The following is a 25,659-nucleotide window of genomic DNA, read 5'->3' as shown; positions in this document are numbered from 1 at the left end:
AAACAACAGTTTAATTGTTGAAAATTAACATAGGAGCGATTAAGGTGAAGCAGAAAATAAACTTGAGAATATTCATCCCATGTTGCTAAAAAAACATTATTGAGTGTATTACTGACTACGCTTGCGCTTCCTGCTTTTGCTCAAGGTCTGGTTCTAAATGATGCAAATTTGCGTACTGACCTGAACTGGTTAAACCAGCAAGGAGTCATTCAAATCAGTACCTCAACCTGGCCACTGAGTGGGGATGAAACTCAACGAGCTTTATCAAATGCGCAGATCAGCAATATTGTACAGCAGCGTGTGATCGATTCGGTTCTGGCTAAAATAAAGGCAGATAATCAACAGCTAAAATTGGGTGTATTTGCAGAAACCGATCAAAAAAATATTCCACAGGCTTTCGGGGATCAGCAAAAAGCACAATATCACGCAGCTTTAGAGTTTAATGCTGGCAGTACAAACTGGGATGCCAAAATCAGGGTGAATGCTGAAAAAGATCCACAAATTGATAATGATCAAGATGTAAATCTTGAAAGTTCTTATCTGGCGGGGAAACTTTGGAATCAATGGTTGATTGCTGGGCAGATTCCAACTTATTGGGGGCCAGGCCATGATGGCAGCTTAATTCGTGGTGATGCCAGCCGTCCAGTCTATGGCTTTACAGTTCAACGTGCAGAACAGACAGCATTTGAAAATAAATGGTTATCTTGGATTGGCCCGTGGCAGTATCAGGCTTTTGCGGGTCAACTCGATGACTATAGCGCAGTTCCAGACGCCAAATTGATTGGTTTGCGTGTTACAGCACAGCCTTTACCTTATTTAGAGCTTGGTGCCTCGCGTGCGATTCAGTGGGGTGGGGAAGGACGACCTGAAAGTTTAAGTTCGCTGTGGGATGCTTTTATGGGTAGTAAAGATAATGGGGGTACAGGTGAACCAGACCCATCTAACCAGATTGCCGGCTTCGATGCGCGGTTAAATTTATTTTCTCTTACCCAAATTCCGGTAGGTCTATATGCTCAATATGTAGGAGAGGATGAGGCTGGGGGCTTACCTGCAAAAAAAAATGTATTTGGCTGGAATTGACTATTCTTCCACTGTAAAAAATATGCCATATCAGCTCTACACAGAATGGGCAGATACCCGTACTAATGGCAAGGTTCAAGGTATTTCCTATAACCATACGAATTATACCGATGGATTTTATCAGCATGGTTATCCTTTAGCACATGCTTTAGGTGGTGATGCGCAGATGATTTCCGTGGGTGGAGACATTCGTATTGATTTTATGAACCGCTTATCGGGTCGTATACTTTTTGCTGATGTGAATCAATCGGAACGAGCCGCCGTTAATAATGCTGCTTTTGCTTTTAATGATGAGATTAAAGCACTGGATTTGACCTGGTCACATTATATCCGTCCAGAAATGCCGCTTAAAATTAATGCATGGGTCGGTGATTCAAAGGTAAATGGTCGAGATAGCGGAGTTTCTTTAGGTATCGAAATACCATTAGAAAAAGGCTTGTTCAGTTATTAATTCTTAGCCATGATTAAATCCTGCTTAAACGCAGGATTTTTTTAGTATTTTGAAAAACTATAAACAAAAAAAACGCAATGATTGGGGTTGTCATTGCGTAGAAAAAGGAATGTCTTTCAAACTACTTCATTAACTGTGGAGAGAGTTAAATCTGATTCCTTACTGAATACAATCATAATAGGATGCATTCTCATATGACTCATCAGTATTCATGTTAATACATGTTAAATAAGGTTAAAACTATGAAGATTATGTGGGGATATTTGCATCATTTTTGCGCAATTTTAGCTTAAACAAAAAAGCTCTTCATCAGAAGAGCTTTTAAGAGCAATTTTTTCTAATTAAAAATGGAATACACCGAGGCCAGATTTAACTTCATCCAGTGTCGCCTGGGTAATATCGCGACATTTATCCGTACCGGTTTTCAGGATATCCATGATGTAATCGGGATCTTTAGCCAGTTCAATACGACGCTCACGAATTGGGCCGATCAATTCTTTTAAAATACTTTCCAGACGTTTTTTCACTGTACCATCGCCTAAACCACCACGACGATAATGGGCTTTGAGCTCTTCCAGCTCTTCTTTATTTGGGTCAAAGGCATCTAGATAAGTAAATACCACATTGCCTTCGACCTGACCTGGATCTTCAATACGCAGATGATTCGGATCGGTATACATTGCATTGACGGCTTTCTTAATATCTTTATCTGTCGCATCCAGCACAATGGTATTGCTCAAAGATTTCGACATTTTTGCTTTACCATCAAAACCAGGTAGGCGACCAACATTGGAAAGAAGTGCCTTACATTCTGGTAGCAGGTCATGACCAATTTGACGGTTTAAACGACGCACGATTTCGTTGGTCTGTTCGATCATTGGAATTTGATCTTCACCCACAGGAACAACCGTTGCCTTAAATGCTGTAATGTCAGCAGCTTGAGCCACCGGGTAGCACAAGAAGCCGGCTGGAATATCACGCTCAAAACCACGCATCTGGATTTCAGATTTAATGGTCGGGTTACGCTCAAGACGTGAAACAGTCACAAAGTTGAGATATAGCATGGTCAGTTCATTTAAGGCAGGTAAGCATGACTGAACACAAATTGTGGTTTTAGTTGGATCAATACCGACAGCCAGATAATCCGTCGCCACTTCAATAATGTTACGACGTACTTTTTCAAAATTGTCCGCATTATCAGTTAGGGCTTGAGCATCGGCGAGTAACAAGTGTTGATGGTGAGAATCTTGCAGACCTACACGAGAGCGTAATGAACCCACAAAGTGGCCGAGGTGGAGTTGTCCGGTAGGACGGTCGCCCGTCAAGATCACTGGACGATTATCTTGATTACTCATTATCTATTCCAAAGGGTAGTCAGTACTACAGCTGTATTTTAACGAATGGCAACATTGTACGGCATTCTGTTTTTGATTGTCAGCCAGAAAAAAAGCTGTCGTAAAAAAATCTTATAAATTAAACAAGTGAATACAATATTTTTAAGAATTTTGATTAAACTATCTGGAAAGAAGATAAGGATAATAAGTATGGCGAGCAGTTTATTACTATTATTAGATGATATTGCTACTGTTCTGGATGATGTCGCTGTCATGAGCAAAATGGCAGCAAAAAAAACAGCAGGCGTCCTTGGTGATGATCTGGCTTTAAATGCGCAGCAAGTGACAGGTGTGCGGGCTGATCGTGAATTACCGGTGGTCTGGAAAGTTGCCAAAGGTTCTTTTGTTAATAAACTGATTTTGGTGCCGCTGGCATTATTAATCAGCTTTATTGCAGGCTGGCTGATTAATCCCTTGTTGGTGCTGGGTGGTTTGTTCCTATGTTATGAAGGCGTGGAAAAAATTATTCATACCTTGCATACACCGAAGGCCAAGGACGCGGAACAGGCGCGTGAGCAATTGATTCATACAGAAATGGATTTGCACCAGTTTGAAAATGAAAAAGTCAAAGGTGCTATTCGCACTGACTTTATCCTGTCTGCTGAAATTATCGTGATTACTTTGGGAACGGTCGCCGCAGCCTCGATGCTGACCAAAGTGACTGTTTTAAGCCTGATCGCGGTGGTGATGACCATTGGTGTTTATGGTTTTGTTGCGCTGATTGTCAAACTGGATGATATCGGTCTGCATCTGACTGAACAGCAGTCCGATTTTAAACAAAAAATAGGACGTGGCTTGTTGGCATTTGCCCCGATCTTAATGAAAATTCTCTCCATTGTTGGGACCGCTGCGATGTTTCTGGTGGGCGGTGGAATTATTAACCATGCAATTCCTTTTATTCATCACTTTACTGAAGACAGTGTTGCTTATGTGCAGGATATTCCCAGCATTGGCAACATTGTGGGTGCTGTTACGCCGACCTTGATTAATTTCGCTGTAGGAATTTTAGCGGGTCTGCTGGTCATGCTGGTCATCAGCCTGATTAAGAAAATCTGGCCTAAATCATCAAAAGCTTAAGGTGTGGAAATATCTGGATATTAAGCAGATTAAGAAAAGGAAAAGACTATGCGTTGGAAAGGTCGTCGTGTCAGTAGCAATGTAGAAGACCGTCGCGGTGGTGGTGCCAAAGCTGGCGGAATCAGTATTGTTGGATTGATTGTGGCCTTTGTGGCCTGGAAGTTTTTCGGTGTCGATCCACAACAGGCTTATCAAACCACCAAGCAGGTCACTCAGGGGGTATCGGGTGCGGCAGAAACACGTGGCCTGGAAAATCCCACGCCAGAACAGCAGGAGTCGATTGATTTTGTTGGAACTGTATTGGCAGATACTGAAGATACCTGGAATCAGGTGTTTCAGCAGCAGTTAAATCAGCAGTATGTCCCACCGAAACTGGTGTTGTTTAACGGCATCGTGAATTCTGGTTGTGGTACGGCTCAGGCGGCGATGGGGCCTTTCTACTGCCCGACAGACCAGAAAGTGTATATCGATACGGCATTCTTTAAAGATATGCGCAGTCAAATGGGCATTACTGGAGAACAGAATGCCACCGAACTTTCCCGTAATGATCAGGCGGGGGATTTTGCGCTGGCCTATGTCGTGGCCCATGAAGTGGGGCATCATATCCAGACGATTTTAGGTATTTCTTCTCAAGTACAGCAAGCACGTCAGCAAGCAAGCGAAGTGCAAAGTAATCAGCTTTCAGTGCGTCAGGAATTGCAGGCAGACTGTCTGGCCGGCGTCTGGGCTTACCATAATCATGAGCGAACCCAATTTTTGGAACAGGGCGATGTGCAGGAAGCGATGGATGCCGCTCATAAAATTGGCGATGACTATTTGCAGAAACGTGCCCGCGGGCAGGTGGTGCCGGACAGCTTTACTCATGGCAGCAGCGCGCAGCGGGTACAATGGTTTAATACCGGCTTGAAATCCGGTCAGGTTGCGAATTGTGATACCTTTAATCAAAATATTTAAATGACTTCGATAAAAAAAGGAGCAGATGCTCCTTTTTTTATTTATGCAGAAAACGCCGGAAATTTCTTAATATCTTGATACTGACGAATAATGCAGCCAAAGCAAACAGTGCAATTGCAAAGACCGTATATTTGAGGTTGCTCATGTCATTTTGATAAAACTGCTGAATATCTTGTTTGTTATATTCTAAAGCAGTTGCTTTGCCAGTCCGGCTATCTCTGAACTGGATTTTTTCAATATAGAAGAGATTTCCCGCTTTAATTAAGTCAACGCTCTGGATTTGTCGGGTATGCGATTGATTGTCTTCATCGCTACATAAAGCGCTGTAATGCTCACAATTGATTTTGGCCACATAACCATTTCCTGCAATCAGAATAAAAATGGCATTGTCCGGTCGCTGGTTATTGGACACCAATACATACTGCTCCCCGGTTGAACTTTGTAAGGGAATGCTGGTGGCTTGCTGATAATGCTGTTCTGCTTGCAGAATTTCCTGAATTTTAGCAAAGCAGGTAAAACATAAGGACAACGTGATCAGAAAAATCACGCTGGCAAAACAGAGACGAAAAATGGTTTTGACAGTTTGATGCATGGGAGAAAAATTCAAAATAGAATGATGGGAAAGCAAAAGCCGAGTGCTGATCTGTATGTTAAATCATCATTCGAAAATACTGAAAAGAAACTTAACTCAATTCGATAAAAAAGCGGACTAAACTTGTTTTGCCAGAATACCTTGCTATTTAAATCTCTATTTTAACAACGCCTCTCGGCGCATAGTGCTCCATATCGCCCGATTTTAGGAAACCGAATGGGAAATTTCTTTTTTCTTCAGCTACTCACGGTGGTCTTTGCTCTGTCTATTGCCACGACCATGTTTAATAAGCGCGTTTTAGGCTTTCCGCAAGCGATCGGTGTCCCTATTGTCTCTGCAATCTTTGTTTTCATTTTGCAGTGGGGCGCCAGTTTACTGCATGGTAATCCATTCTTTAGCATCAATATTGACAATATCGAGCAGGCTGTTCGTCACGTCGATTTCTATGACTTTCTGATCAATGGTGTGATCTGTTTTATCCTGACTTCATCTGCGCTGAAGTTTAAGGTCTCAGATTTGCGTAACCACTGGCGGCCGATCAGTATTTTGGCTGGTCTGGCTTTGGTGTTCTGTGCAGTGTTCTTTGGTGTGGTGTTGTATGGTTATCAGTTCCTGATTGGTAAACATGTTGACCTGCTGGTTTTGCTCTTGCTAGGGGCGGCCTTGGGCGCCACAGATCCGATCGGCATCAAAGGCGTATTGAGTTCGGTTCGCGCACCGCATCATTTGATTGTCAAGCTTGAAGGTGAGTACACTATAATTAGTAATATGGAATTTTCGATAAAGCATTGAAATACATTGGGATATTGAATCGTATTTAAAATTCCATATTTCTATACTTTTTATTGATAAAATCAGCATAAAAACAATAATAAATTCCATATTTTATGCTAATTGCATATTTTTATCTTAATGGATATACCGTGCTGTTTGGCCGTTGATAGTAATTCTTCTCCTACTTGGATAGTAAGTGGCACTTAACTATGTTAGAGGTGGTCCCACTTCTTAAGTTGACAAAAATAACTAATGATGCGAAAAGGTTTTTTTAGTTAACAGATGTTCACACATGCCTAGAATTGTTTCTGTCCCACTTAGTTTAGAACAGCGAGAACGACTCATTTTTCTGGTCAAGCATGCAAAACATTGGCGTGAAAGGCAACGTGCCCAAACTATTCTCTGGCTTTCCGAAGGTAAAAGTGTTGCGGAAGTTGCCACTCTACAAGAACGTATCCCAGAAACCATAAGGCTACAACGCCGACGTTGGGAATTGTATGAGTTTGAATCGATTAAAGAAGGTCATCGCTCAGGTCGACCCAATACATTGATCTCAGACTATCAGGCGAAAATCCTAGATTGGGTCAATACAAGTCCACTCAATGCAGAACAAATCCGAGTCAAACTACATGAAGAATACGAAGTGTCCGTGTCTGTTGAAACCATTCGTAAGTTTTTACGTGATTCAGGTATGGTCTTCAAGCGTACCCGTCATAGCTTGAAAAAAAAGAGATCCGATTGCATTTGAACAAGCAACACAGCAGATTGAAGAATTACGAGAGCAAGCGGCACGTGGTGAAATTATATTAGGTTATGTTGATGAAACAGGATTTTCATCTACACCTGATAACCGCTATGCGTGGACAAAGATAGGTGATGTTCATGCGGTTGATGCAATAAGATTAAAACGAGTTAATGTCATGGGGTGTTTGCTTTCAACGGGGAAACTGGTGACTAGTTGTTTACAAGAGTCAGTGACAAGCACTTGGTTTTATGCCTATTTAACTGGAATAGCTCAACAAGTAAAACAGACGTATAACCTTCCATTGGTTCTTATTGTTGATAATGCCTCGATTCATAGAAGTAAAAAGATGGCTGATTACAGAGAGCTACTTAAAACTAACTTTTCGACGAATCTGTATTTTATTCCAGCTTATAGCCCTGAGTTAAATCGAATCGAGATGGTATGGAAGCAGATGAAATATTATTGGCGAGATTTTCAAGTCATGACAGCTGACAAAATAGAGCAATGGGTGGAGAAAGTATCAAACCAATTCGGAAAAGAATACATGTTTACTTTTTAATGGATACTTATAACGATCTTCTACCAACATAAGTAATTAACTTTGTAATAATTCCATATTTATAATTCTACAGTAAAATTCCATATTGGTAAATGTAGAGTAGGCGAATCACTGTTTAATGATGCAATGTGTATTGCCTTATTTATGACCTTGCTCAATGTTCTGCAAGGTGAAAACTTTACGGTACTGGCAGTGCTGCAAACCTTGCTTTATGAAATTGTCGTGGCGGTGCTGATTGGTCTCGGATTCGGTTTTGCGATCTTGCGGATTTTGCGCGGTAAGCATGAAATGGAATCTCTGATTTTGACCACGGCCTTGCTGGCTTGTGGTTCCTATCTGGTGGCTTTGCTGGCACATGCTTCCGCGCCAATTGCCTGTGTGATTGGTGGTTTGATTGTTGGCAATAAATGGAAAGAAATCCTGGCAGATGCTGAAATTGGTGACGTTAATCATTTCTGGCATACGGTTGAGGGAATTATCAATTCATTCCTGTTTACCCTGATTGGTCTAGAATTGTTTATTCTGGACTTGAGTACCAGTCTGGTTCTGGGCGGAATGGTGGCTTTTGTGATTCTATATCTGGCCCGTTTTGCAGCCAACTATCTGGCCTTTGCCATGTTCCCAAAAGTCAGCAAGAAAAGCTATAACGGCAGTTTGACCATCCTGTCTTGGGGCGGAGTACGGGGCGGGATTTCTTTGGCCTTAATTCTGGCGGTCGCCAATGTTCCTCAGCTGGAAGCCTATAGCAGTATTCTGGTGGGCTATACCTTTATTGTAGTGCTATTGTCCGGTGTGGTATGTGGCTTGGGCCTGCCTGCGGTGATGAATGCGTTTTATTATAATCCCAATGAAGAGACGCAGGGCTTTAAAGGCTGGTATCAACGCATGTGTCATAAAATGAATCGTAAGGGTTTTCGCTATATTGTTGGAGAAGATGCCAAAGGAAATGAGACTATTACTATCTTTCAGCCAGAAATTCTGATTGATCAGAAAGATGCAGATGGCGTTGCCACGGTGCATCATCCAGATAAAGTTCAGGAAGTAAAAAGACTGGAAAATCCGGATAATTTCTAAAGATAAAACTTAGAAGATCAAGAGACTGTTAGATTGGTTTTTATAGTGAGATGAGAGCTTGAATCAGCGTATTTCATCAGGCTTAATCACTCTCCTATAGCTTTTTTACTGGGGGTGAATTGTGATTTTTGATTTAAATAAGCTATTAATGAGATGAAAATGACCCAGACAAGTTCAGCCAGTCAGGAAATGGCAGAAATGATTTTGGCTGTGGTCAATCAGATTCCGTATGCCAAAGTCGCCACCTACGGACAGATTGCTAGACTGGCAGGTTTACCCAAACATGCGCGATTGGTCGGACGGGTATTAAGTCATCTAGATTCGGACACTGATATTCCTTGGTATCGGGTGATCAATGCCCAGGCGAAAATCAGTGTGAAGCAACTGGACGAACATGGCCAGAATATCCAGCAGCAAAAACTCATGCAGGAAGGAATTTTTCTTAAAGGTGATCGCTTGGATTTAAAACGCTATCAATGGGATGGTCTGGTCAAGATATAAAAAAAATCCCCACTTGGTGAAAAGTGGGGATTTTAAACATAACTTAGTTGCGAATCACCATTACTGGGATATCCGCTTGGCCGAGAATGCTTTGCGCTACGCTGCCAAGGAACAGCTTTTTGAAGCCCGTGCGACCATGGGAACCAATCACGATCAGGTCAGAATTTAAATCTTTAGCTGCTTTGACAATCTCGCTATAAATTACCTGACCCTCAAGGAGCTGTGTATCCACTTCAACACCGGCACCAGAGAATTTTGCTTTGGCTTCATCCAGCGTTTTCAGGATGGAAGTACGGGCACGTTCAATCAGGTCATTGGTTTGTGCCGCAGAAATATATTCCGCAGCGATATAAGGGTCCAGTGCCAGCACTTGAACCACTGTGACTTTACTGTTAAATGCTTTGGCAATTTCTACAGCTTTATCCACTGCAGCATACGATGTTTCTGAACCGTCAACAGGTACTAAAATATGTTCAAAAGGCATTAGAATTCTCCTGAGGGGAATTTAGAGTTATAAAATTATGACGCGTTAAACCGGGTACGAATAGTTGTTTATACTTTGATCATAGCCTGTATTGTATAAAAATAAAACCAAGTAAATACATAGGTATAATGTCTAATAGATTAAAAAATGAAGCACCTGTTTAGAGCTATTTAATTGGGTGATTTATTTAGCCTAAGTTAATAATTTATATGTAATTAATGTGATAGCCTAAGACAGTGATTAATCACATCGAATAGAGGTCGGGTCTAATTTTATTTGCGGTGACAGCTGTTCATAGCGATTTAAAATTGTTTGAGTTTCACCTGCATAAATTTTTTGCTGTAGCTGCCGGATTTTATGTTCTGTCACATGTAAACGCGCACAATGTAATGCAATCTGATTTTCCCGGGTTACCGCCAGTCGTTGGCTCTGATCATATTCCGGATAGCGCTCGATTTTCTGCTGTGCTCTGCTGAGTTGTGCCAAAGACCTTTTCTGCTGCATGCTCATCAGTTGCTGCTGATTAATCCACTGTGCCACATCACGTCTGACGCCATTATAATCTACGAAAATAGGCGAGATGGTCTGGCAGGCACTCAGACTTGAAAGGCCAATGAGTAAAATAAATATTTTGATTTTATACATCTAATGATTCCTCGAAGAATTAAATGGTGCTATGAATGCGTGAATTACATACTAAAAAACCCTTTTTTGTTTAAAATTTAAAAGTTTATTCCGTATTTGCATAAAGACTGAACATTTGTTTTTTAAAATGCTTGACGATAGAAGCTGAAATTACGATAATGCGCACACAGTTTACGGCTATGTAGCTCAGTTGGTTAGAGCACCGCACTCATAATGCGGGGGTCACAAGTTCAAGTCTCGTCATAGCCACCATTTTAAAAGACCAAGCTCTCAGCTTGGTCTCTTTTTTTGTCTTTTAAAAAGCACTGCAAACCACAAAAAAATATTTGAAGCATCCACTAATTTTTAGTTTCCACAAAACATTATTTTTCCTTCTTGATGTTGGGGCTATTCTTCATTTTACTGCCGCATAAAAAAATCGCCCAAGCATTCCTTGGGCGATTCTGATTTACATCATTGAGAGCAGAATTTAGCTACCTGCTTTCCAGCCATTCACAATTGGATAACGACGCTCACGGCCATAAGAGCGTGAGCTGATACGTGGTCCAATGGCACCTTGGCGGCGCTTGTACTCATTGATATCAACCAGACGAATCACTTTTTTCACGACTTCAGCATCAAAGCCTTTGGCAATGATATCGTCTTGACTCATATCTTCTTCAATATAAGAGTACAAGATCGCATCTAGAATGTCATAGGCAGGTAAAGAGTCTTGATCGACCTGATCTGGACGCAGTTCTGCTGAAGGTGGACGGGTAATCACACGTTCCGGAATCACTGGAGTTTCTGAAATGCTGTTACGATATTTCGCCAGTTCAAACACAATGGTTTTATACACATCTTTCAGAACTGCATAACCACCGACCATATCGCCATACAGGGTGCAATAACCGACAGCTAGTTCAGACTTATTACCGGTTGCCAGCACCAGATTACCGAATTTGTTAGATAGGGCCATCAATAAGGTGCCCCGTGAACGTGCTTGCAGGTTTTCCTCGGTAGCATCGACTGGAGCGTTGCCAAAGAACGGGAATAGCACCTGCATAAAGCCGCTTACCACTGGATTGATTTCGGCAATACCGAAAGTCACGCCCATATTTTTGGCTTGAGCCGCTGCATCTTCCACACTGATTTGTGCGGTATAGGTATAAGGCATCATCACAGCTTGAACTTTGTCTGCGCCAAGCGCATCTACAGCAATCGCTAGGGTCAGGGCAGAGTCAATGCCGCCAGACAGTCCCAGAATCACACCTGGGAAGCCAGAACGCTGTACATAATCACGTGTAGCCATGACCAGGCTTTGATAAATCTCAGCCATGGTGTCTAAAGCAGGTGCAATTGCACCTTTGCTGAATTGCAGTTGTTCAGCATTAAATTCTGCAATTGCCAGATTTTCCTGGAAAGTTGGTGCCTGTAAAGCCACCTCGCCAGATTTGTTGAGCACAAAACTGGTACCGTCAAAGATCAGATCATCTTGGCCACCGACCTGGTTACAGTACACCAGATTGATATTTAGCTGTTTGACCAAGGCCGCCATGGTTTCAATGCGATGTTGTGGTTTACCCACTTCATATGGCGATGCATTCAGTACCAAAGCTGTGTCGATATTCAATTTTGCCAGTTGCTGAACAGTGGCTAAAGACCAGACATCTTCACAGATCAGTACGCCAAATTTATGTCCAAGATACTCAAAAACCAGATGCTGATGACCTTCGCCAAAATAACGCTTTTCATCAAATACGCCATAGTTTGGCAACACTTGCTTGTTATAAACACCCAGTACTTCGCCATCTTTCATGACAGCAGCCGAGTTATAACGCTGACCATCTTCAGTTTGATTAACAAAACCAAAGACCATGACAATATCTTTTACTTCAGTCAGTTTTTCAAAAGCCGCTTTGGTGCGTTTCACCAGGCTCGGGCGAATTAATAAGTCTTCTGCAGGGTAGCCCAGCGTTGAAAGTTCAGGAAAGATAATCAGATCCGCTTTATCTTTTTTAGCCTGATTGGCCAGATCAATCATTTTTTGCGTATTTGCATCCAGATTGCCCACATGTGGAGAGAATTGAGCAATCGCAATTTTAAAACTTTTCATTCCAAGTAAATCCTATTCCTATAGGTTGATACACTAAATTACTGATTTTTATAATTCTAATTATTCAGTTGAGTGCACTTCGATATTCATAAAATGCCAAATGGCTTAAATAAAAAAACTTTTTATCGCATGATCATTGAATCTTAATCTGCGATGCAAAATAATCATACCGGCCTATTTTATCGAAATTTTATCGATAAGCTAGAGTTGATTTAGCAGAACAGGCATTGAGTGAAAAAAGTTATTATATAAAATTAGAAAATATGCTGATTTTTTATGCATCTAGGCTTATGTAGATTTAAAGACTGAAATCTAAATTTTGGCTTTTAAAATATGCCTTAGCTATATTGTTTGGAATTAAACTGATTAAATATCATCTGTTTATTTTTGGATTTAAAATAATATTCGGAATTTTTTTTAGAAAAATATCCCGGGCAATATCGCCTTGTTGTTCAATATTGTAGGTTGAAAATGATTTGTTGGGATTAAATTGATATTTGTACGGATTATATTTTCCCAAGCTGAGAAAATAAGCACTTTGTAAAAATGCCCCTTTTAAAAGCACATTGATCCGGCATTGATGTTGATAAATATGCGCCATCTCATGAATAAATAGTGCCTGATAAGATAAACTCTCGCGCGAATAATCTTCGCGATAATTTAAATTGCGTACATGGATGTAGCCACTGGGCGCCATAATGACATGTGTGGATTGCCAGGGCAGGTAGGGGTGATTCATGATTTTAACGCGGGAATAGTCGATCAGGTTGCCAAATACTTGTTGGGAAATTTTGATTTCACCAGACGTTAAACTGCGGCACTTAAACTGTTCAAAACGAACCAGTCTCAAAATAAAGGGCAGAAAATACAACAGCATTCAATATACATCCTATTTTTAGGTGACTTAATCCGTGAATATGATTTTGATATATTCATTTTAAAACGTTTCAGGTCAATTTTTTGTAGGCTTTTGTCAGCACTAAAAAAACCACCCAAGAGGGTGGTTTTTTTGAGTCTTTCGACGCGGTTCGAATTAACGAACGATATCGCGTTGAACTTCGCCAGTATAAAGCTGACGAGGACGACCGATCTTGTAAGGACCGCTGTGCATTTCTAACCAGTGGCTGATCCAGCCAACAGTACGTGCAAGCGCGAAGATTACAGTAAACATTTCAGTCGGGATACCAATCGCTTTAAGGATGATACCTGAGTAGAAGTCTACGTTCGGGTAGAGGTTACGCTTGATGAAGTATTCGTCAGAAAGCGCGATACGTTCAAGTTCCATAGCCAATGCAAGCTGTGGATCATTGATGCCAAGTGCACCAAGAACTTCGTCACAAGTTTCTTTCATTACTTTCGCACGTGGATCGAAGTTTTTGTAAACTCGGTGACCGAAGCCCATTAGTTTAACTTCTTTAGTTTTTACTTTTTCCATGAAGCCAGCAACGTTTTCTACAGTGCCGATTTCGTCAAGCATCTTAAGAACAGCTTCGTTCGCGCCGCCGTGAGCAGGGCCCCAAAGTGCAGAGATACCAGCAGCGATACATGCATACGGATTCGCACCGGTAGAACCAGCTAAACGTACTGTAGATGTAGACGCATTTTGTTCGTGGTCAGCATGAAGCGTGAAGATACGGTCCATTGCTTTTGCAAGAATTGGATCAACTTTATAATCACGGTCTGCAGGAGTAGCAAACATCATGTGCAGGAAGTTTTCTGCATAACCAAGGTCGTTACGTGGGTAAACGAATGGTTGACCGATGGTGTACTTGTAGCTCCAAGCCGCCAGCGTAGGAATCTTCGCGATTAAACGAATTGCAGTGATTTCACGGTGGTTCACATCTTCGATGTCAAGGTTGTTGTGATAGAACGCAGACAACGCACCAACCACACCTACCATGATCGCCATAGGATGCGCATCACGACGGAAACCATTGTAGAAACGGCTAACTTGATCGTGAACCATTGTATGGTTACGTACTTTAGCGTCAAATTCTTCTTTTTGCTCAGCAGTTGGAAGTTCGCCATTTAACAATAAATAGCAAGTTTCCAAGTAATCAGCTTTAGTCGCCAATTGATCGATTGGGTAGCCACGGTGTAAAAGTACACCTTTGTTGCCATCGATGAACGTGATTTTAGACTCGCACGCAGCTGTCGCCATAAAACCAGGATCAAAAGTAAAGTGACCTGCAGCCAACACATCTTTAACGTCGATTACATCTGGGCCCAATGTGCCGCTGTAAATTGGTAGTTCAATTTCTTTGCCATCAAGCTGTAAAACGGCTTTCTTGCCAGTTGCTTCAGACATTCAATAGATCTCCTGTCCTGGTGAATGTATATCCGCTTTGTCTATCAATCTTTTAATGCACAAAACGGACGGATCAAAAATTTGCTATAAGATTAGTGAGTACTGAAATTTTGTCAATTATACTTATGGATGAAAAATGACGGCCGCACAGCGGTTTAGTCATATTCGCTCAGTATAAAAAGTTCAGTAAAATCACAGCATCAAACCTCTATAATAAGTCAAATTGATGCAGAGGTGCAGAAAAAAATAGACTGCTTGGGGCATTTGTAAGCGTTTTTTCCTAGCAAGAAATGCGGGTGAAAATGGTGAGAGATTAAGGTGAGCATGCTTAAAACTATATAAATCTCATAACTTACATCGTTTTTACCAAGTTGAATTTCAGAGGTAGAATTATAAATAAAAGCAATTAATTGAATTTTGAATCCGGTTCAATTGATTAAAAAGTAGCTTAATAAATGGCCAACTTTGCAGCAAAGGGAGGCAGTATAAAAATAAATGAATGATTTTTTGAATCTAAATGCTTCAAATTGATTGAAAAACCCATCATCTGATGCACTAAGTCGCTATTTAACATCAGGTTATCTGAATCACTGTGCTGCTGCTGAATTGGGGCAAGTGGTCTGTTAAATATAGGCGCTTGATTTAAATCTGAATTAAAAAGAGATTTAAATAATATTTGTGATGGAACTGTGCGTCTTTAGTCTAAAACTCAAACATGGTCCTGCAGGCTTAAAACCGAGTGAATTGATCATCTTAATTATTTAAAAACAATCATATAGATAGGAATTGAAAGGGCGGAATAATATATTAAGCCCGACTTATTGTTGTTAATGATTCTTATTTAATAGTTTTTTATCCAAAAAGCCAAATTCAGCCGTTTGTATTTTAATAGTTCACGTTTTATAATTCAGTGTCGTTTTGATTTTAGGCATGTATTTGCCTGAGAATGCCAGCTTTCCTTCGAATTAATTCCAACAAACTCCGGATGGAGTTTTTACTTACAGGATGCCCGCTGTGAAAAGCAACAGACCTGTCAATTTGTCCATGGGTCAAGTTTTAGAAGTAAACTTAAAATCACCCGTGGCTATTGCATCAATTCTACACCGTCTTTCAGGTGTTATCGTATTCTTACTCGTACCGGTCCTTCTATGGATTTTAGACAAGTCATTGTCTTCGCCTGAAGGTTTTGCGCAAGTTCAAGAAATCTTTAACGGTTTCATTGTCCGCTTTATTGTATGGGTATTTGTCGCCGGCATGATTTTTCACTTTATTGCGGGTGTTAAGCATTTACTTGCTGACATTGGCGTTGCTGAAGAACTAGAAAGTGGCCGTGTTGCATCTACTATCGCATTAATCTTGTCTGCAATCGGTATTGTTGCAGCATTTGTATGGATCGTACTCTAATGAAAAGCGCTACTGGTTTAACAGGTTCAGGTTCTCGCGATTGGTTTCTTCAACGTGTCAGTGCTGTAGTTCTAGCTGTTTATACCGTTGTTGTACTGGGTTGGATTCTACTGAATGGTGGTTTCAACTTTGAACAGTGGTACGGCTTTATGATGACAGTTCCAATGAAGATCATGTCTTTATTGGCGGTCTTATCTCTTGTTGCACACGCATGGATCGGCATGTGGCAGGTATTCACGGATTATGTGACTACTCGTCAAATGGGTCCTTCAGCTTCAGGTTTACGCCTTGTACTGACTTCAGCAGTGATCATTGCTGTACTTGCATATGCAATCTGGGCGATCCAGATTTTTTGGGCGAATTGATAGGAAACAATCATGGGCGCTATAAACCCTAAAGAAGATTACACAAATATTCCGCACGAAACTTTCGACGCTGTCATCGTTGGTGGTGGTGGTTCAGGTATGCGTGCGTCTTACCAACTTGCTCAAGCTGGTTTGAAAGTTGCGGTTCTGACTAAAGTATTCCCAACTCGTTCGCACACTGTTGCAGCGCAGGGTGGTATTGGTGCATCTCTTGGTAACATGCAAGAAGATAACTGGCACTACCACTTCTACGACACTGTAAAAGGTTCGGACTGGTTAGGTGACCAAGATGCAATCGAGTTCATGACTCGTGAAGCGCCTCAAGTGGTTTATGAACTTGAACACCTGGGTATGCCATTCGACCGTAATGCTGATGGTACAATTTACCAACGTCCATTCGGTGGTCACTCAGCAAACTACGGTGAAAAAGCTGTGCCACGTGCATGCGCTGCTGCCGATCGTACCGGTCACGCACTTCTTCACACGCTTTATCAAAGCAACGTGAAAATGGGCACTCAATTCTTCGTTGAATGGATTGCGCTTGACCTGATCCGTAACGAAAAAGGCGACGTTCTTGGTGTTACAGCAATTGATCAGGAAACTGGTAAAATTGCAGTATTCCAAGCAAAAGCGACTTTGTTCGCTACTGGTGGTGCTGGTCGTGTGTACCGTGCATCTACAAATGCTTATATCAACACTGGTGACGGTCTTGGTATGGCTGCTCGTGCAGGTATTCCATTACAAGATATGGAATTCTGGCAATTCCACCCAACGGGTGTTGCGGGCGCAGGCGTATTGTTGACTGAAGGTTGTCGTGGTGAAGGTGCAATCCTTCGTAACAAAGACGGCGAACCCTTCATGGAACGTTATGCACCAACTTTGAAAGACTTGGCGCCACGTGACTTCGTATCACGTTCTATGGACCAAGAGATCAAAGAAGGTCGTGGTTGTGGTCCTAAAGGCGATTACATCCTGCTTGATATGACGCACCTAGGTGCGGATACGATCATGAAACGTCTTCCATCTGTATTCGAGATTGGCAAGAAATTCGCGAACGTTGACATCACTAAAGAGCCAATTCCTGTAGTACCAACAATCCATTACCAAATGGGTGGTATTCCAACGAATATTCATGGTCAGGTGGTTGTTCCTGAGTCTCGTGAAACTGAAGCGCTTGTTGCTAACTACAACAAAGACACCGATGTTTACTCTACAAATGCCGAAGGTCGTGACTTTGCTAAGCCAGTAAAAGGCTTCTATGCAATCGGTGAATGTTCATGTGTGTCTGTACATGGTGCGAACCGTTTAGGTACGAACTCATTGCTTGACTTGGTTGTATTTGGTAAGGCTGCTGGTCAACATATCATTGAATATGTGACTAAACAGCACGATGGCGAATATGAGCCGCTTCCAACAACTGTGCTTCAAGAAACTGTTGAACGTATTCGTAAACTTGACGAATCGACTACCGGTGAGAATGCTCAAGACGTTGCTGATGCAATCCGTGATATCGTTCAAGACCACGCTGGTGTATTCCGTACATCTGCGCTTCTGGACGAAGGTGTGAAGCAGATTCTTGCAATTGAACCGCGCGTACGCAACATTCACTTGAAAGACAAATCTAAAGTATTTAACACTGCACGTATTGAAGCACTTGAAGTTGAAAACTTGTATGAAGTTGCGAAAGCAACGCTTATTTCAGCTGCAGCGCGTAAAGAATGCCGTGGTGCACATACGGTTGTAGACTTTGAAGAGTCTCCAGACCATGCTGAATACCCATATGGTCGTCGTGATGATGAGTGGATGAAGCACACTTTATGGTTCTCTGCAGACAACCGTCTAGAGTATAAGCCAGTTCGTTACCGTCCATTGTCGGTTGACGCGATTCCACCTAAACCACGTACATTCTAATCAGGAGAATTCAGATGAGTAGAGGTACTCGTACATTTCATATCTACCGCTACGATCCTGACAAGGATAAAGCACCGTACATGCAAACTTTTAAGCTGGAACTGACTGACAAGCACCGTATGTTGCTTGACGCACTTCTCGCATTAAAAGTACAGGACGAAACTTTAACGTTCCGTCGTTCATGTCGTGAAGGTATTTGTGGTTCTGATGGCGTGAACATCAATGGTAAAAACGGTTTGGCGTGTCTTTGGAACCTGAACGATTTACCAAATGAAATTACTGTTCGTCCATTGCCTGGTCTTCCTGTAGTGAAAGACTTGGTGGTTGACATGAACCAGTTCTATGATCAGTACAACAAGATCCATCCATTCTTGATCAACAACCAGCCTGCGCCTCCTAAGGAACGTTTACAGTCTCCTGAAGAGCGTGAGCATCTTGATGGTCTATATGAATGTATTCTATGTGCATGCTGTTCAACTTCATGCCCGTCATTCTGGTGGAACCCGGACAAGTTCTTGGGTCCTTCAGCATTGTTGAACGCTTACCGCTTCATTATTGACTCGCGTGATACGGGAACACAAGAGCGTTTGGCTCGTCTAGACGACCCGTTCTCATTGTTCCGTTGTAAAGGCATTATGAACTGTGTATCTGTATGTCCTAAAGGCTTGAACCCAACTAAAGCAATCGGTCACATCCGTAATATGCTTTTAGATATGGCAGGCTAATAGGCTGCTCTTCGCAGTTTAGAAAAAAGCACACCTTCAGGTGTGCTTTTTTTATGCAAACTATTGGAAAAATTAAAAAATCATAGGATAAAAATAAAGATACTATACTTAAAATGTATAAAGTTGAGTGAAACAGTCAGGAAAAGGGTAATGGCTTTGAGTGCCATATAAGAAGAACATGTGATTATTTTGGGTATTTATGATTTTTAGATGTAAAACTGACCTGAAAAATAGCAAGAACGATGTTATTATATAACGGAAATTTAAGGGGGGAGTGGATTGAAAGGTTTGCTCTCTTTTTATTTATCGGAAATGCTTAGGACTTAAGTCTACATTGAATCTATTTTTGAGATAAAGCACCATATATTAGAGTAAAATATCTGAACTGTATTTAGCCAATTTATGGAAGGTATGTGTCAAAAAAATCAATTGAAAAGTTGAGAACATGTTAGCATTTAGCCCATGACTATGTTTAAAAAATGCCACGCCAGGTACATTTTTTAAACACTGCATAATCAGGGACTGGTATATAAAAGGTAGACCCGAGTCGCTTTAGAAAAAATCTTTGTTAATGCTTGCTTTTTTCTAAGTCGATTTGCAAAAAATTGCCCGGTTTCGATCGGGTATTCAATGAGTGATGATGCCGCTGAGGGGCGTTATTGTTCATTAAACATATCAAGATTTTCTTGGTGTGGTGATAACGCCTCATGGCTTATGCCTTATGGGGGACTAGTATCATATTACCAATTTGATGCTAATAATCCTGGGTTTTGCTTAAAAAGCATCCTGAAAATGTTTTTGCAATAGGAAATGGGTCCACAAATGCAAGAAGTTGCTGACGCTCTGCGTCTTGACACTGAACTTTCCGCTGATAGTGCAGCGTATATTGAAGAACTTTATGAGCAGTATCTGACTGCTCCAGACTCAGTGGGTGCTGACTGGAGAGCGTACTTCGATAAATTCCCAAAAGGTGATCAACCACACAGTAATGTACGTGAGCAATTCCTACTTTTAGGTCGCAATTCAAGCCGTATTCAGCCTATTGTTCAGTCGACAGTCAGCTCAGAGCATGAACGTCGTCAAATTGGCGTGCTACAGCTGATTGCTGCGTACCGTAACCGTGGCCACCAGAAAGCAAAACTGGATCCATTAGGTTTGGCGAAGCGTGAAGTTGTGCCTGATCTAGATCTGGCTGCGCATGGTTTGACTCAGTCTGACTTAGACACAGTATTCAATACTGGTAACCTGGCGATCGGTAAAGAAGAAGCGACTTTGGCTGAAATGGTTCAGTCAATGGAAGCCACTTACTGTGGTTCAATCGGTGCTGAATACATGCACATCGTGGACACCAAAGAAAAACGTTGGATTCAACAACGTCTAGAAAGTGCACGCGGTCAATATGGCTTCAATGCTGATCAAAAGAAACATGTCCTTGAGCGTTTAACTGCAGCTGAAGGCCTAGAAAAATATCTTGGTAATAAATTCGTTGGTGCCAAACGTTTCGGCGTTGAAGGTGGTGAAGCATTCATCCCGATGGTCAACGAAATTATTCAGCGTGCAGGTTCTGTAGGCTGTAAAGAAGTTGTGATCGGTATGCCTCACCGTGGCCGTTTAAACCTTCTTGTTAACATCATGGGTAAGAACCCGGCTGACCTGTTTGGTGAGTTCGAAGGTAAATCTATTCATAAGAAAGGTTCTGGTGACGTTAAGTATCACCAAGGCTTCTCTTCAAACGTCATGACTCCGGGTGGCGAAGTTCACTTGGCATTGGCATTTAACCCGTCACACCTTGAAATCGTTGGTCCTGTGGTTGAAGGTTCGGTACGTGCACGTCAAGTACGTCGTAAAGACATTGGCGGCGATGACGTATTGCCATTAATTGTACACGGTGATGCTGCATTTGCAGGTCAGGGCGTCAACCAGGAAACTTTCCAGATGTCACAAACTCGCGGTTATACCGTGGGTGGTACAGTGCACATTGTGATTAACAACCAGGTTGGTTTCACGACATCTGATCCACGTGACGCGCGTTCTACTGAATACTGTACTGACATCGCAAAAATGATTCAGGCACCGATCTTCCATGTCAATGGTGATGATCCTGAAGCTGTGGTGTTCATTTCACAATTGGCACATGATTTCCGTCATACGTTCCGTAAAGACGTTGTGATTGACATGTTCTGCTACCGTCGTCGTGGTCATAACGAAGCGGATGAGCCAGCTGCAACTCAACCAATGATGTATCAAGTGATCAACAAGAAAGCGACTACGCGTACGCTTTATGCGGATCAACTGGTGCAACAGGGTGTTCTTGATCGTGCAAGTGCAGATCAGATGGTTGAAAACTACCGTGCAGACCTGGAAGCGGGTAATCACGTTGCCAATGCACTGGTACTTGAACCAAACAAAAAAATGTTTGTGGATTGGACTCCTTACTTAGGTCATGAGTACACAGACGAGTGGGATACAACTTTCCCAATCGAACGTCTAAAAGAGCTTGGCAAGAAAATGCGTGAGCTTCCTGAAGGCTTCGTGATGCAGCGTCAAGTTGCAAAAGTAATTGATGACCGTCTGAAAATGCAAACGGGTGAAATGCCTCTGAACTGGGGTGCTGCTGAAACTCTGGCGTATGCAACTGTACTAGATGATGGTTACTTGCTTCGTTTAACGGGTGAAGACGTAGGTCGTGGTACTTTCTCACACCGTCATGCAAAACTGCATAATCAGGTAGATGGTTCAACTTATCTTCCACTGTGTAACCTGAAAGAAAACCAGCCGCGTACTGCAATCTATGACTCTTTGTTGTCAGAAATGGCTGTATTGGCATTTGAATATGGTTATGCGACGACTCTTCCTAAGAGTTTGATCATCTGGGAAGCACAATTCGGTGACTTCGCAAACTGTGCACAGGTTGTCATTGACCAGTTCATCTCATCTGGTGAAACCAAATGGGAGCGTGTATGTGGCTTAACTATGCTTCTTCCACACGGTTTTGAAGGTCAAGGTCCAGAACATTCATCTGCACGTTTGGAACGTTTCTTGCAGCTATGTGCTGAAGACAACATGCAAGTCATCACACCGACTACGCCTGCGCAGATTTTCCACGCATTACGTCGTCAAGCGATTCGTCCAATCCGTAAGCCATTGATTGTTACTTCGCCGAAATCTTTACTTCGTCACAAGCTTGCTGTATCTAGCCTTGAAGAGCTTGCAAACGGTACATTCCAAACCGTGATTGATGAAGTAGACAACATCAACAAGTCAGATGTAACCCGTCTGGTTCTGTGTGGTGGTAAGGTGTATTACGACCTAGTTGAAAAACGTCGTGAAAAAGAATTGAACAACACTGCAATTGTACGTATTGAACAATTATATCCATACCCAGAAAAACGCCTGGCAGAAGTGCTTGCGCAATATCCAAACGTTAAAGAACTTGTTTGGGCGCAAGAAGAACCGAAGAACCAAGGCGCTTGGTTGTTCATCGCACCGCGTCTATATGACGACGTGATGAAAGCGGGTAAACAAGTACGTATTAGCTATGCAGGCCGTGAAGCTTCTGCTGCACCGGCATGTGGTTCACCATATTTGCATGCAAAACAACAAGCTCAGCTCATCAACGACGCGCTTGCGATCGACGCTGAATAATCCAGGAGATTCTAAGTAATGGCAACCGAAATTAAAGCACCGGTATTCCCAGAGTCAGTTGCGGACGGTACGATCGCAACTTGGCACAAACAACCAGGTGAAGCAGTGTCACGTGATGAAGTGATCTGCGATATTGAGACTGATAAAGTTGTTTTAGAAGTTGTTGCTCCTGCAGACGGTACACTTGCATCTATTATTAAAGGTGAAGGCGATACTGTTCTTTCAGCTGAAGTCATTGCACAGTTTGAAGAAGGTGCTGTTTCTGGCGCTACGCAAACTCAAGCAGTTCAGTCTGAAGAGAAAGTTGAACAAGCTGCTGCGCAAACTGAAGCTGGTAATGCACCGATCGTTGAACGTCAACAAGTACAGGATCAGGCTCCAGCAGTGCGTAAAGCATTGACTGAATCTGGTGTTGCAGCTGCTGACGTTGCAGGTACAGGCCGTGGCGGTCGCATCACGAAAGAAGATGTGGCAAATCATCAGGCGAAACCGGCAGCACCTGCAGCGCAACCATTAAGCGTTGCAGTGGGCGAGCGTATCGAAAAACGTGTTCCTATGACTCGTCTTCGTAAGCGTGTTGCTGAACGTTTACTTGCAGCGACTCAAGAAACTGCAATGTTGACGACGTTCAACGAAGTGAACATGAAACCAATCATGGAAATGCGTGCTCAATACAAAGATGCATTCGAGAAGCGTCACGGTGCGCGTCTTGGCTTCATGTCATTCTTCGTTAAAGCAGCAACTGAAGCACTTAAACGCTATCCAGCGGTAAATGCTTCAATTGATGGCGATGACATCGTGTATCACGGTTACTACGACATTGGTGTTGCAGTTTCATCTGAACGTGGTCTAGTGGTTCCTGTACTTCGTGATACAGACCGCATGAACTATGCTGAAGTTGAAAATGGCATCCGTGCATATGCTGGCAAGGCACGTGACGGTAAGCTGGGCATCGAAGACATGACTGGCGGTACATTCACTATTACTAATGGTGGTACTTTTGGTTCATTGCTTTCTACACCAATTCTAAATACGCCACAAACTGCGATTCTGGGTATGCATAAAATCCAGGAACGTCCGATGGCGGTGAATGGTCAAGTAGAAATCTTGCCAATGATGTACCTTGCACTGTCTTATGACCACCGTTTAATCGATGGTAAAGAAGCAGTCGGTTTCCTTGTAACAATCAAAGAATTGTTAGAAGAGCCAGCGCGTCTGATCCTTGATCTGTAATTTATTCATTAAAAATCTCCCCTAACCCCTCTTTAAAAAGAGGGGAAGATCCCCCTTTGGAAAAGGGGGATTAATAAGGGGGATTAGTTGGAGATAAACATGTCTCAATTCGATTTAGTCGTAATTGGTGGTGGCCCGGGCGGCTACGAAGCAGCAATTCGTGCAGCTCAACTTGGTTTTAAAGTTGCGTGTATCGAAAAACGTATTCATAAAGGTAAACCATCTTTAGGTGGTACTTGCTTAAACGTCGGTTGTATCCCGTCTAAAGCTTTACTTGATTCTTCACATCGTTATGAAGATACAGTTCAACATCTAGATGACCATGGTATTACGACTGGTGAAGTTAAATTCGATCTTTCTAAAATGCTGGCTCGTAAAGACAAAGTTGTAGATCAATTGACTGGCGGTATCGATCAGTTACTTAAAGGTAATGGCATCGAGTGGTTAAAAGGTACGGGTAAACTGCTTGCAGGTAAAAAAGTAGAATTTGTTTCTCACGAAGGTGAAACTCAAGTTTTAGAGCCTAAATATGTGATTCTTGCGACGGGTTCTGTACCAGTAAATATTCCAGTGGCTCCTGTAGATCAAGACTTAATTGTTGATTCTACTGGCGCGCTTGAATTCCCAGAAGTACCTAAGCGTTTAGGTGTAATTGGTGCGGGCGTGATCGGTCTTGAGCTTGGTTCTGTATGGCGTCGTCTTGGTGCTGAAGTTGTTGTATTTGAAGCAATGGATGCATTCTTACCAATGGCTGATAAAGCATTGGCAAAAGACTTCCAAAAACTGTTGACTAAGCAAGGTATGGATATCCGTATCGGTGCAAAAGTTGCAGGTACTGAAATCAATGGTCGTGAAGTAACGGTTAAATATAACCAAGCTGGTGAAGACAAAACTGAAACTTTCGATAAATTGATCGTTTGTGTCGGTCGTCGCGCATATGCTGAAGGTTTATTGGCTGATGATTCAGGCATTAAATTGACTGAACGCGGTTTGGTTGAAGTCAACGATTGGTGTGCAACTTCAGTTGAAGGCGTATACGCAATTGGTGACTTGGTACGTGGTCCAATGCTTGCGCATAAAGCAATGGAAGAAGGCGTAATGGCGGTTGAGCGTATTCACGGTCATGCTGCACAAGTGAACTATGACACCATTATTTCTGTAATTTACACACATCCGGAAGCGGCGTGGGTAGGTTTAACAGAACAGCAAGCGACTGAAAAAGGTCACGAAGTTAAAACGGGTCAATTCGGTTTTGCTGTGAACGGTCGTGCTTTAGCTGCGGGTGAAGGTGCCGGTTTCGTGAAGTTTGTTGCTGATGCAAAAACGGATCGTTTACTCGGTATGCACGTGATTGGACCTGCTGCGTCTGATATCGTTCACCAAGGTATGATCGCGCTTGAGTTTGTATCTTCAGTTGAAGATCTTCAGTTGATGACTTTCGGTCACCCGACATTCTCTGAAGTGGTACATGAAGCTGCACTTGCAGTTGATGGTCGTGCGATTCACGCGATCCAACGTAAGCGTAAGTAATTTGAAAAAAGAGCGACTTAGGTCGCTCTTTTTACATTTCATGGTTGTTTTTATTGGAACAATCATCTAAAAATAAAGATAACGATTTTAAGAAATGCTGGTACTGCTTTGAC

General features: G+C 42.2%; 20 protein-coding genes, 1 tRNA gene and 2 pseudogenes. 16 read left to right on the top strand and 7 right to left on the bottom strand.

Annotation, left to right across the window (positions count from 1 at the left end; genetic code table 11):
- The first annotated feature begins 99 nt into the window (after positions 1–99).
- Positions 100–1,531: pseudogene (locus tag F890_RS12075) on the top strand (capsule assembly Wzi family protein).
- A gap of 341 nt (positions 1,532–1,872) precedes the next feature.
- Here the strand turns inward: F890_RS12075 and trpS are convergent.
- Positions 1,873–2,886 (bottom strand): tryptophan--tRNA ligase, encoded by a 1,014-nt coding sequence (gene trpS, locus F890_RS12070; RefSeq protein WP_005267075.1) that lies wholly within the window; start codon positions 2,884–2,886, stop codon positions 1,873–1,875.
- A gap of 189 nt (positions 2,887–3,075) precedes the next feature.
- Between trpS and F890_RS12065 the strand changes: the two genes are divergently transcribed.
- The gene (locus tag F890_RS12065) at positions 3,076–4,002 is read left to right on the top strand and encodes a DUF808 domain-containing protein (protein ID WP_004646278.1); all 927 of its coding nucleotides are present in this window, start codon (positions 3,076–3,078) and stop codon (positions 4,000–4,002) included.
- Between the two features lie 48 nt (positions 4,003–4,050).
- Complete coding sequence (locus tag F890_RS12060; protein ID WP_004646279.1) at positions 4,051–4,956, top strand: KPN_02809 family neutral zinc metallopeptidase; 906 nt, start codon at positions 4,051–4,053, stop codon at positions 4,954–4,956.
- A gap of 37 nt (positions 4,957–4,993) precedes the next feature.
- On the opposite strand, the gene F890_RS12055 is transcribed toward F890_RS12060, so the two are convergent.
- Positions 4,994–5,548 (bottom strand): hypothetical protein, encoded by a 555-nt coding sequence (locus F890_RS12055; protein WP_004730281.1) that lies wholly within the window; start codon positions 5,546–5,548, stop codon positions 4,994–4,996.
- Between the two features lie 216 nt (positions 5,549–5,764).
- On the opposite strand from F890_RS12055, the pseudogene F890_RS12050 reads away from it, so the two are divergent.
- The 5 genes and pseudogenes from F890_RS12050 to F890_RS12030 all read left to right on the top strand — a co-directional run.
- A pseudogene (locus F890_RS12050) lies at positions 5,765–6,298 on the top strand (cation:proton antiporter); the annotation flags it as partial.
- 316 nt (positions 6,299–6,614) lie between these two features.
- Positions 6,615–7,070 carry a helix-turn-helix domain-containing protein gene (locus tag F890_RS12045; RefSeq protein WP_004647755.1) on the top strand — a complete coding sequence of 152 codons (456 nt, stop codon included), beginning with the start codon at positions 6,615–6,617 and terminating at the stop codon, positions 7,068–7,070.
- Positions 7,060–7,626: an IS630 family transposase gene (locus tag F890_RS12040; protein WP_108675453.1), complete on the top strand. Its 567-nt coding sequence runs from the start codon at positions 7,060–7,062 to the stop codon at positions 7,624–7,626. The genes F890_RS12045 and F890_RS12040 overlap by 11 nt, the downstream gene beginning before the upstream one ends.
- Positions 7,627–7,683: 57 nt before the next feature.
- The gene (locus F890_RS12035; protein WP_265586697.1) at positions 7,684–8,700 is read left to right on the top strand and encodes a cation:proton antiporter; all 1,017 of its coding nucleotides are present in this window, start codon (positions 7,684–7,686) and stop codon (positions 8,698–8,700) included.
- A 159-nt stretch (positions 8,701–8,859) separates the two neighbouring features.
- Positions 8,860–9,201, top strand: coding sequence for an MGMT family protein (locus F890_RS12030; RefSeq protein WP_004730272.1), 342 nt, complete (start codon positions 8,860–8,862; stop codon positions 9,199–9,201).
- A 43-nt stretch (positions 9,202–9,244) separates the two neighbouring features.
- Here F890_RS12030 and F890_RS12025 read toward each other — a convergent pair whose 3' ends face one another.
- Both F890_RS12025 and F890_RS12020 read right to left on the bottom strand, forming a co-directional pair.
- Positions 9,245–9,685: a universal stress protein gene (locus F890_RS12025; RefSeq protein WP_004279425.1), complete on the bottom strand. Its 441-nt coding sequence runs from the start codon at positions 9,683–9,685 to the stop codon at positions 9,245–9,247.
- 240 nt (positions 9,686–9,925) lie between these two features.
- Positions 9,926–10,330 (bottom strand): hypothetical protein, encoded by a 405-nt coding sequence (locus F890_RS12020; protein WP_004730270.1) that lies wholly within the window; start codon positions 10,328–10,330, stop codon positions 9,926–9,928.
- 175 nt (positions 10,331–10,505) lie between these two features.
- On the opposite strand from F890_RS12020, the gene F890_RS12015 reads away from it, so the two are divergent.
- Positions 10,506–10,582: transfer RNA gene (locus F890_RS12015), tRNA-Met, on the top strand.
- 217 nt (positions 10,583–10,799) lie between these two features.
- Here F890_RS12015 and F890_RS12010 read toward each other — a convergent pair.
- The 3 genes from F890_RS12010 to gltA form a co-directional block, all read right to left on the bottom strand.
- Positions 10,800–12,425 carry an NAD+ synthase gene (locus tag F890_RS12010; RefSeq protein WP_004730268.1) on the bottom strand — a complete coding sequence of 542 codons (1,626 nt, stop codon included), beginning with the start codon at positions 12,423–12,425 and terminating at the stop codon, positions 10,800–10,802.
- A gap of 373 nt (positions 12,426–12,798) precedes the next feature.
- Positions 12,799–13,302, bottom strand: a complete 504-nt coding sequence (locus F890_RS12005) for a hypothetical protein (protein ID WP_004730266.1) — start codon at positions 13,300–13,302, stop codon at positions 12,799–12,801.
- A gap of 156 nt (positions 13,303–13,458) precedes the next feature.
- A complete protein-coding gene (gene gltA, locus F890_RS12000; RefSeq protein WP_004279429.1) occupies positions 13,459–14,733 on the bottom strand; it encodes a citrate synthase in 1,275 nt (424 codons plus the stop codon).
- A 1,005-nt stretch (positions 14,734–15,738) separates the two neighbouring features.
- On the opposite strand from gltA, the gene sdhC reads away from it, so the two are divergent.
- From sdhC to lpdA, 7 genes are all read left to right on the top strand, one after another.
- Positions 15,739–16,137, top strand: a complete 399-nt coding sequence (gene sdhC / locus F890_RS11995; RefSeq protein WP_004279430.1) for a succinate dehydrogenase, cytochrome b556 subunit — start codon at positions 15,739–15,741, stop codon at positions 16,135–16,137.
- Positions 16,137–16,502: a succinate dehydrogenase, hydrophobic membrane anchor protein gene (gene sdhD, locus F890_RS11990; protein WP_004279431.1), complete on the top strand. Its 366-nt coding sequence runs from the start codon at positions 16,137–16,139 to the stop codon at positions 16,500–16,502. The genes sdhC and sdhD overlap by 1 nt, the downstream gene beginning before the upstream one ends.
- A 12-nt stretch (positions 16,503–16,514) precedes the next feature.
- Positions 16,515–18,413 (top strand): FAD-binding protein, encoded by a 1,899-nt coding sequence (locus tag F890_RS11985; RefSeq protein ID WP_004646289.1) that lies wholly within the window; start codon positions 16,515–16,517, stop codon positions 18,411–18,413.
- Positions 18,414–18,427: 14 nt separating this feature from the next.
- On the top strand, positions 18,428–19,138 hold the full coding sequence (locus tag F890_RS11980) for a succinate dehydrogenase iron-sulfur subunit (RefSeq protein WP_004279433.1): 711 nt from the start codon (positions 18,428–18,430) through the stop codon (positions 19,136–19,138).
- A gap of 822 nt (positions 19,139–19,960) precedes the next feature.
- Entirely contained in the window at positions 19,961–22,783 is a 2,823-nt protein-coding gene (locus F890_RS11975; RefSeq protein ID WP_004279434.1) for a 2-oxoglutarate dehydrogenase E1 component, read from the top strand.
- Between the two features lie 18 nt (positions 22,784–22,801).
- Positions 22,802–24,016, top strand: a complete 1,215-nt coding sequence (gene odhB, locus F890_RS11970; RefSeq protein ID WP_004279435.1) for a 2-oxoglutarate dehydrogenase complex dihydrolipoyllysine-residue succinyltransferase — start codon at positions 22,802–22,804, stop codon at positions 24,014–24,016.
- A 99-nt stretch (positions 24,017–24,115) separates the two neighbouring features.
- Positions 24,116–25,546, top strand: coding sequence for a dihydrolipoyl dehydrogenase (gene lpdA, locus F890_RS11965; RefSeq protein WP_004279436.1), 1,431 nt, complete (start codon positions 24,116–24,118; stop codon positions 25,544–25,546).
- Positions 25,547–25,659: the final 113 nt, after the last annotated feature.

This window comes from Acinetobacter sp. CIP 64.7 (genome assembly GCF_000369745.1).
In the GTDB taxonomy this organism is placed as follows: domain Bacteria; phylum Pseudomonadota; class Gammaproteobacteria; order Pseudomonadales; family Moraxellaceae; genus Acinetobacter; species Acinetobacter fasciculus.
Note: the sequence above shows the minus strand (reverse complement) of the source record. Positions and strands in the feature narration are given on the sequence as shown.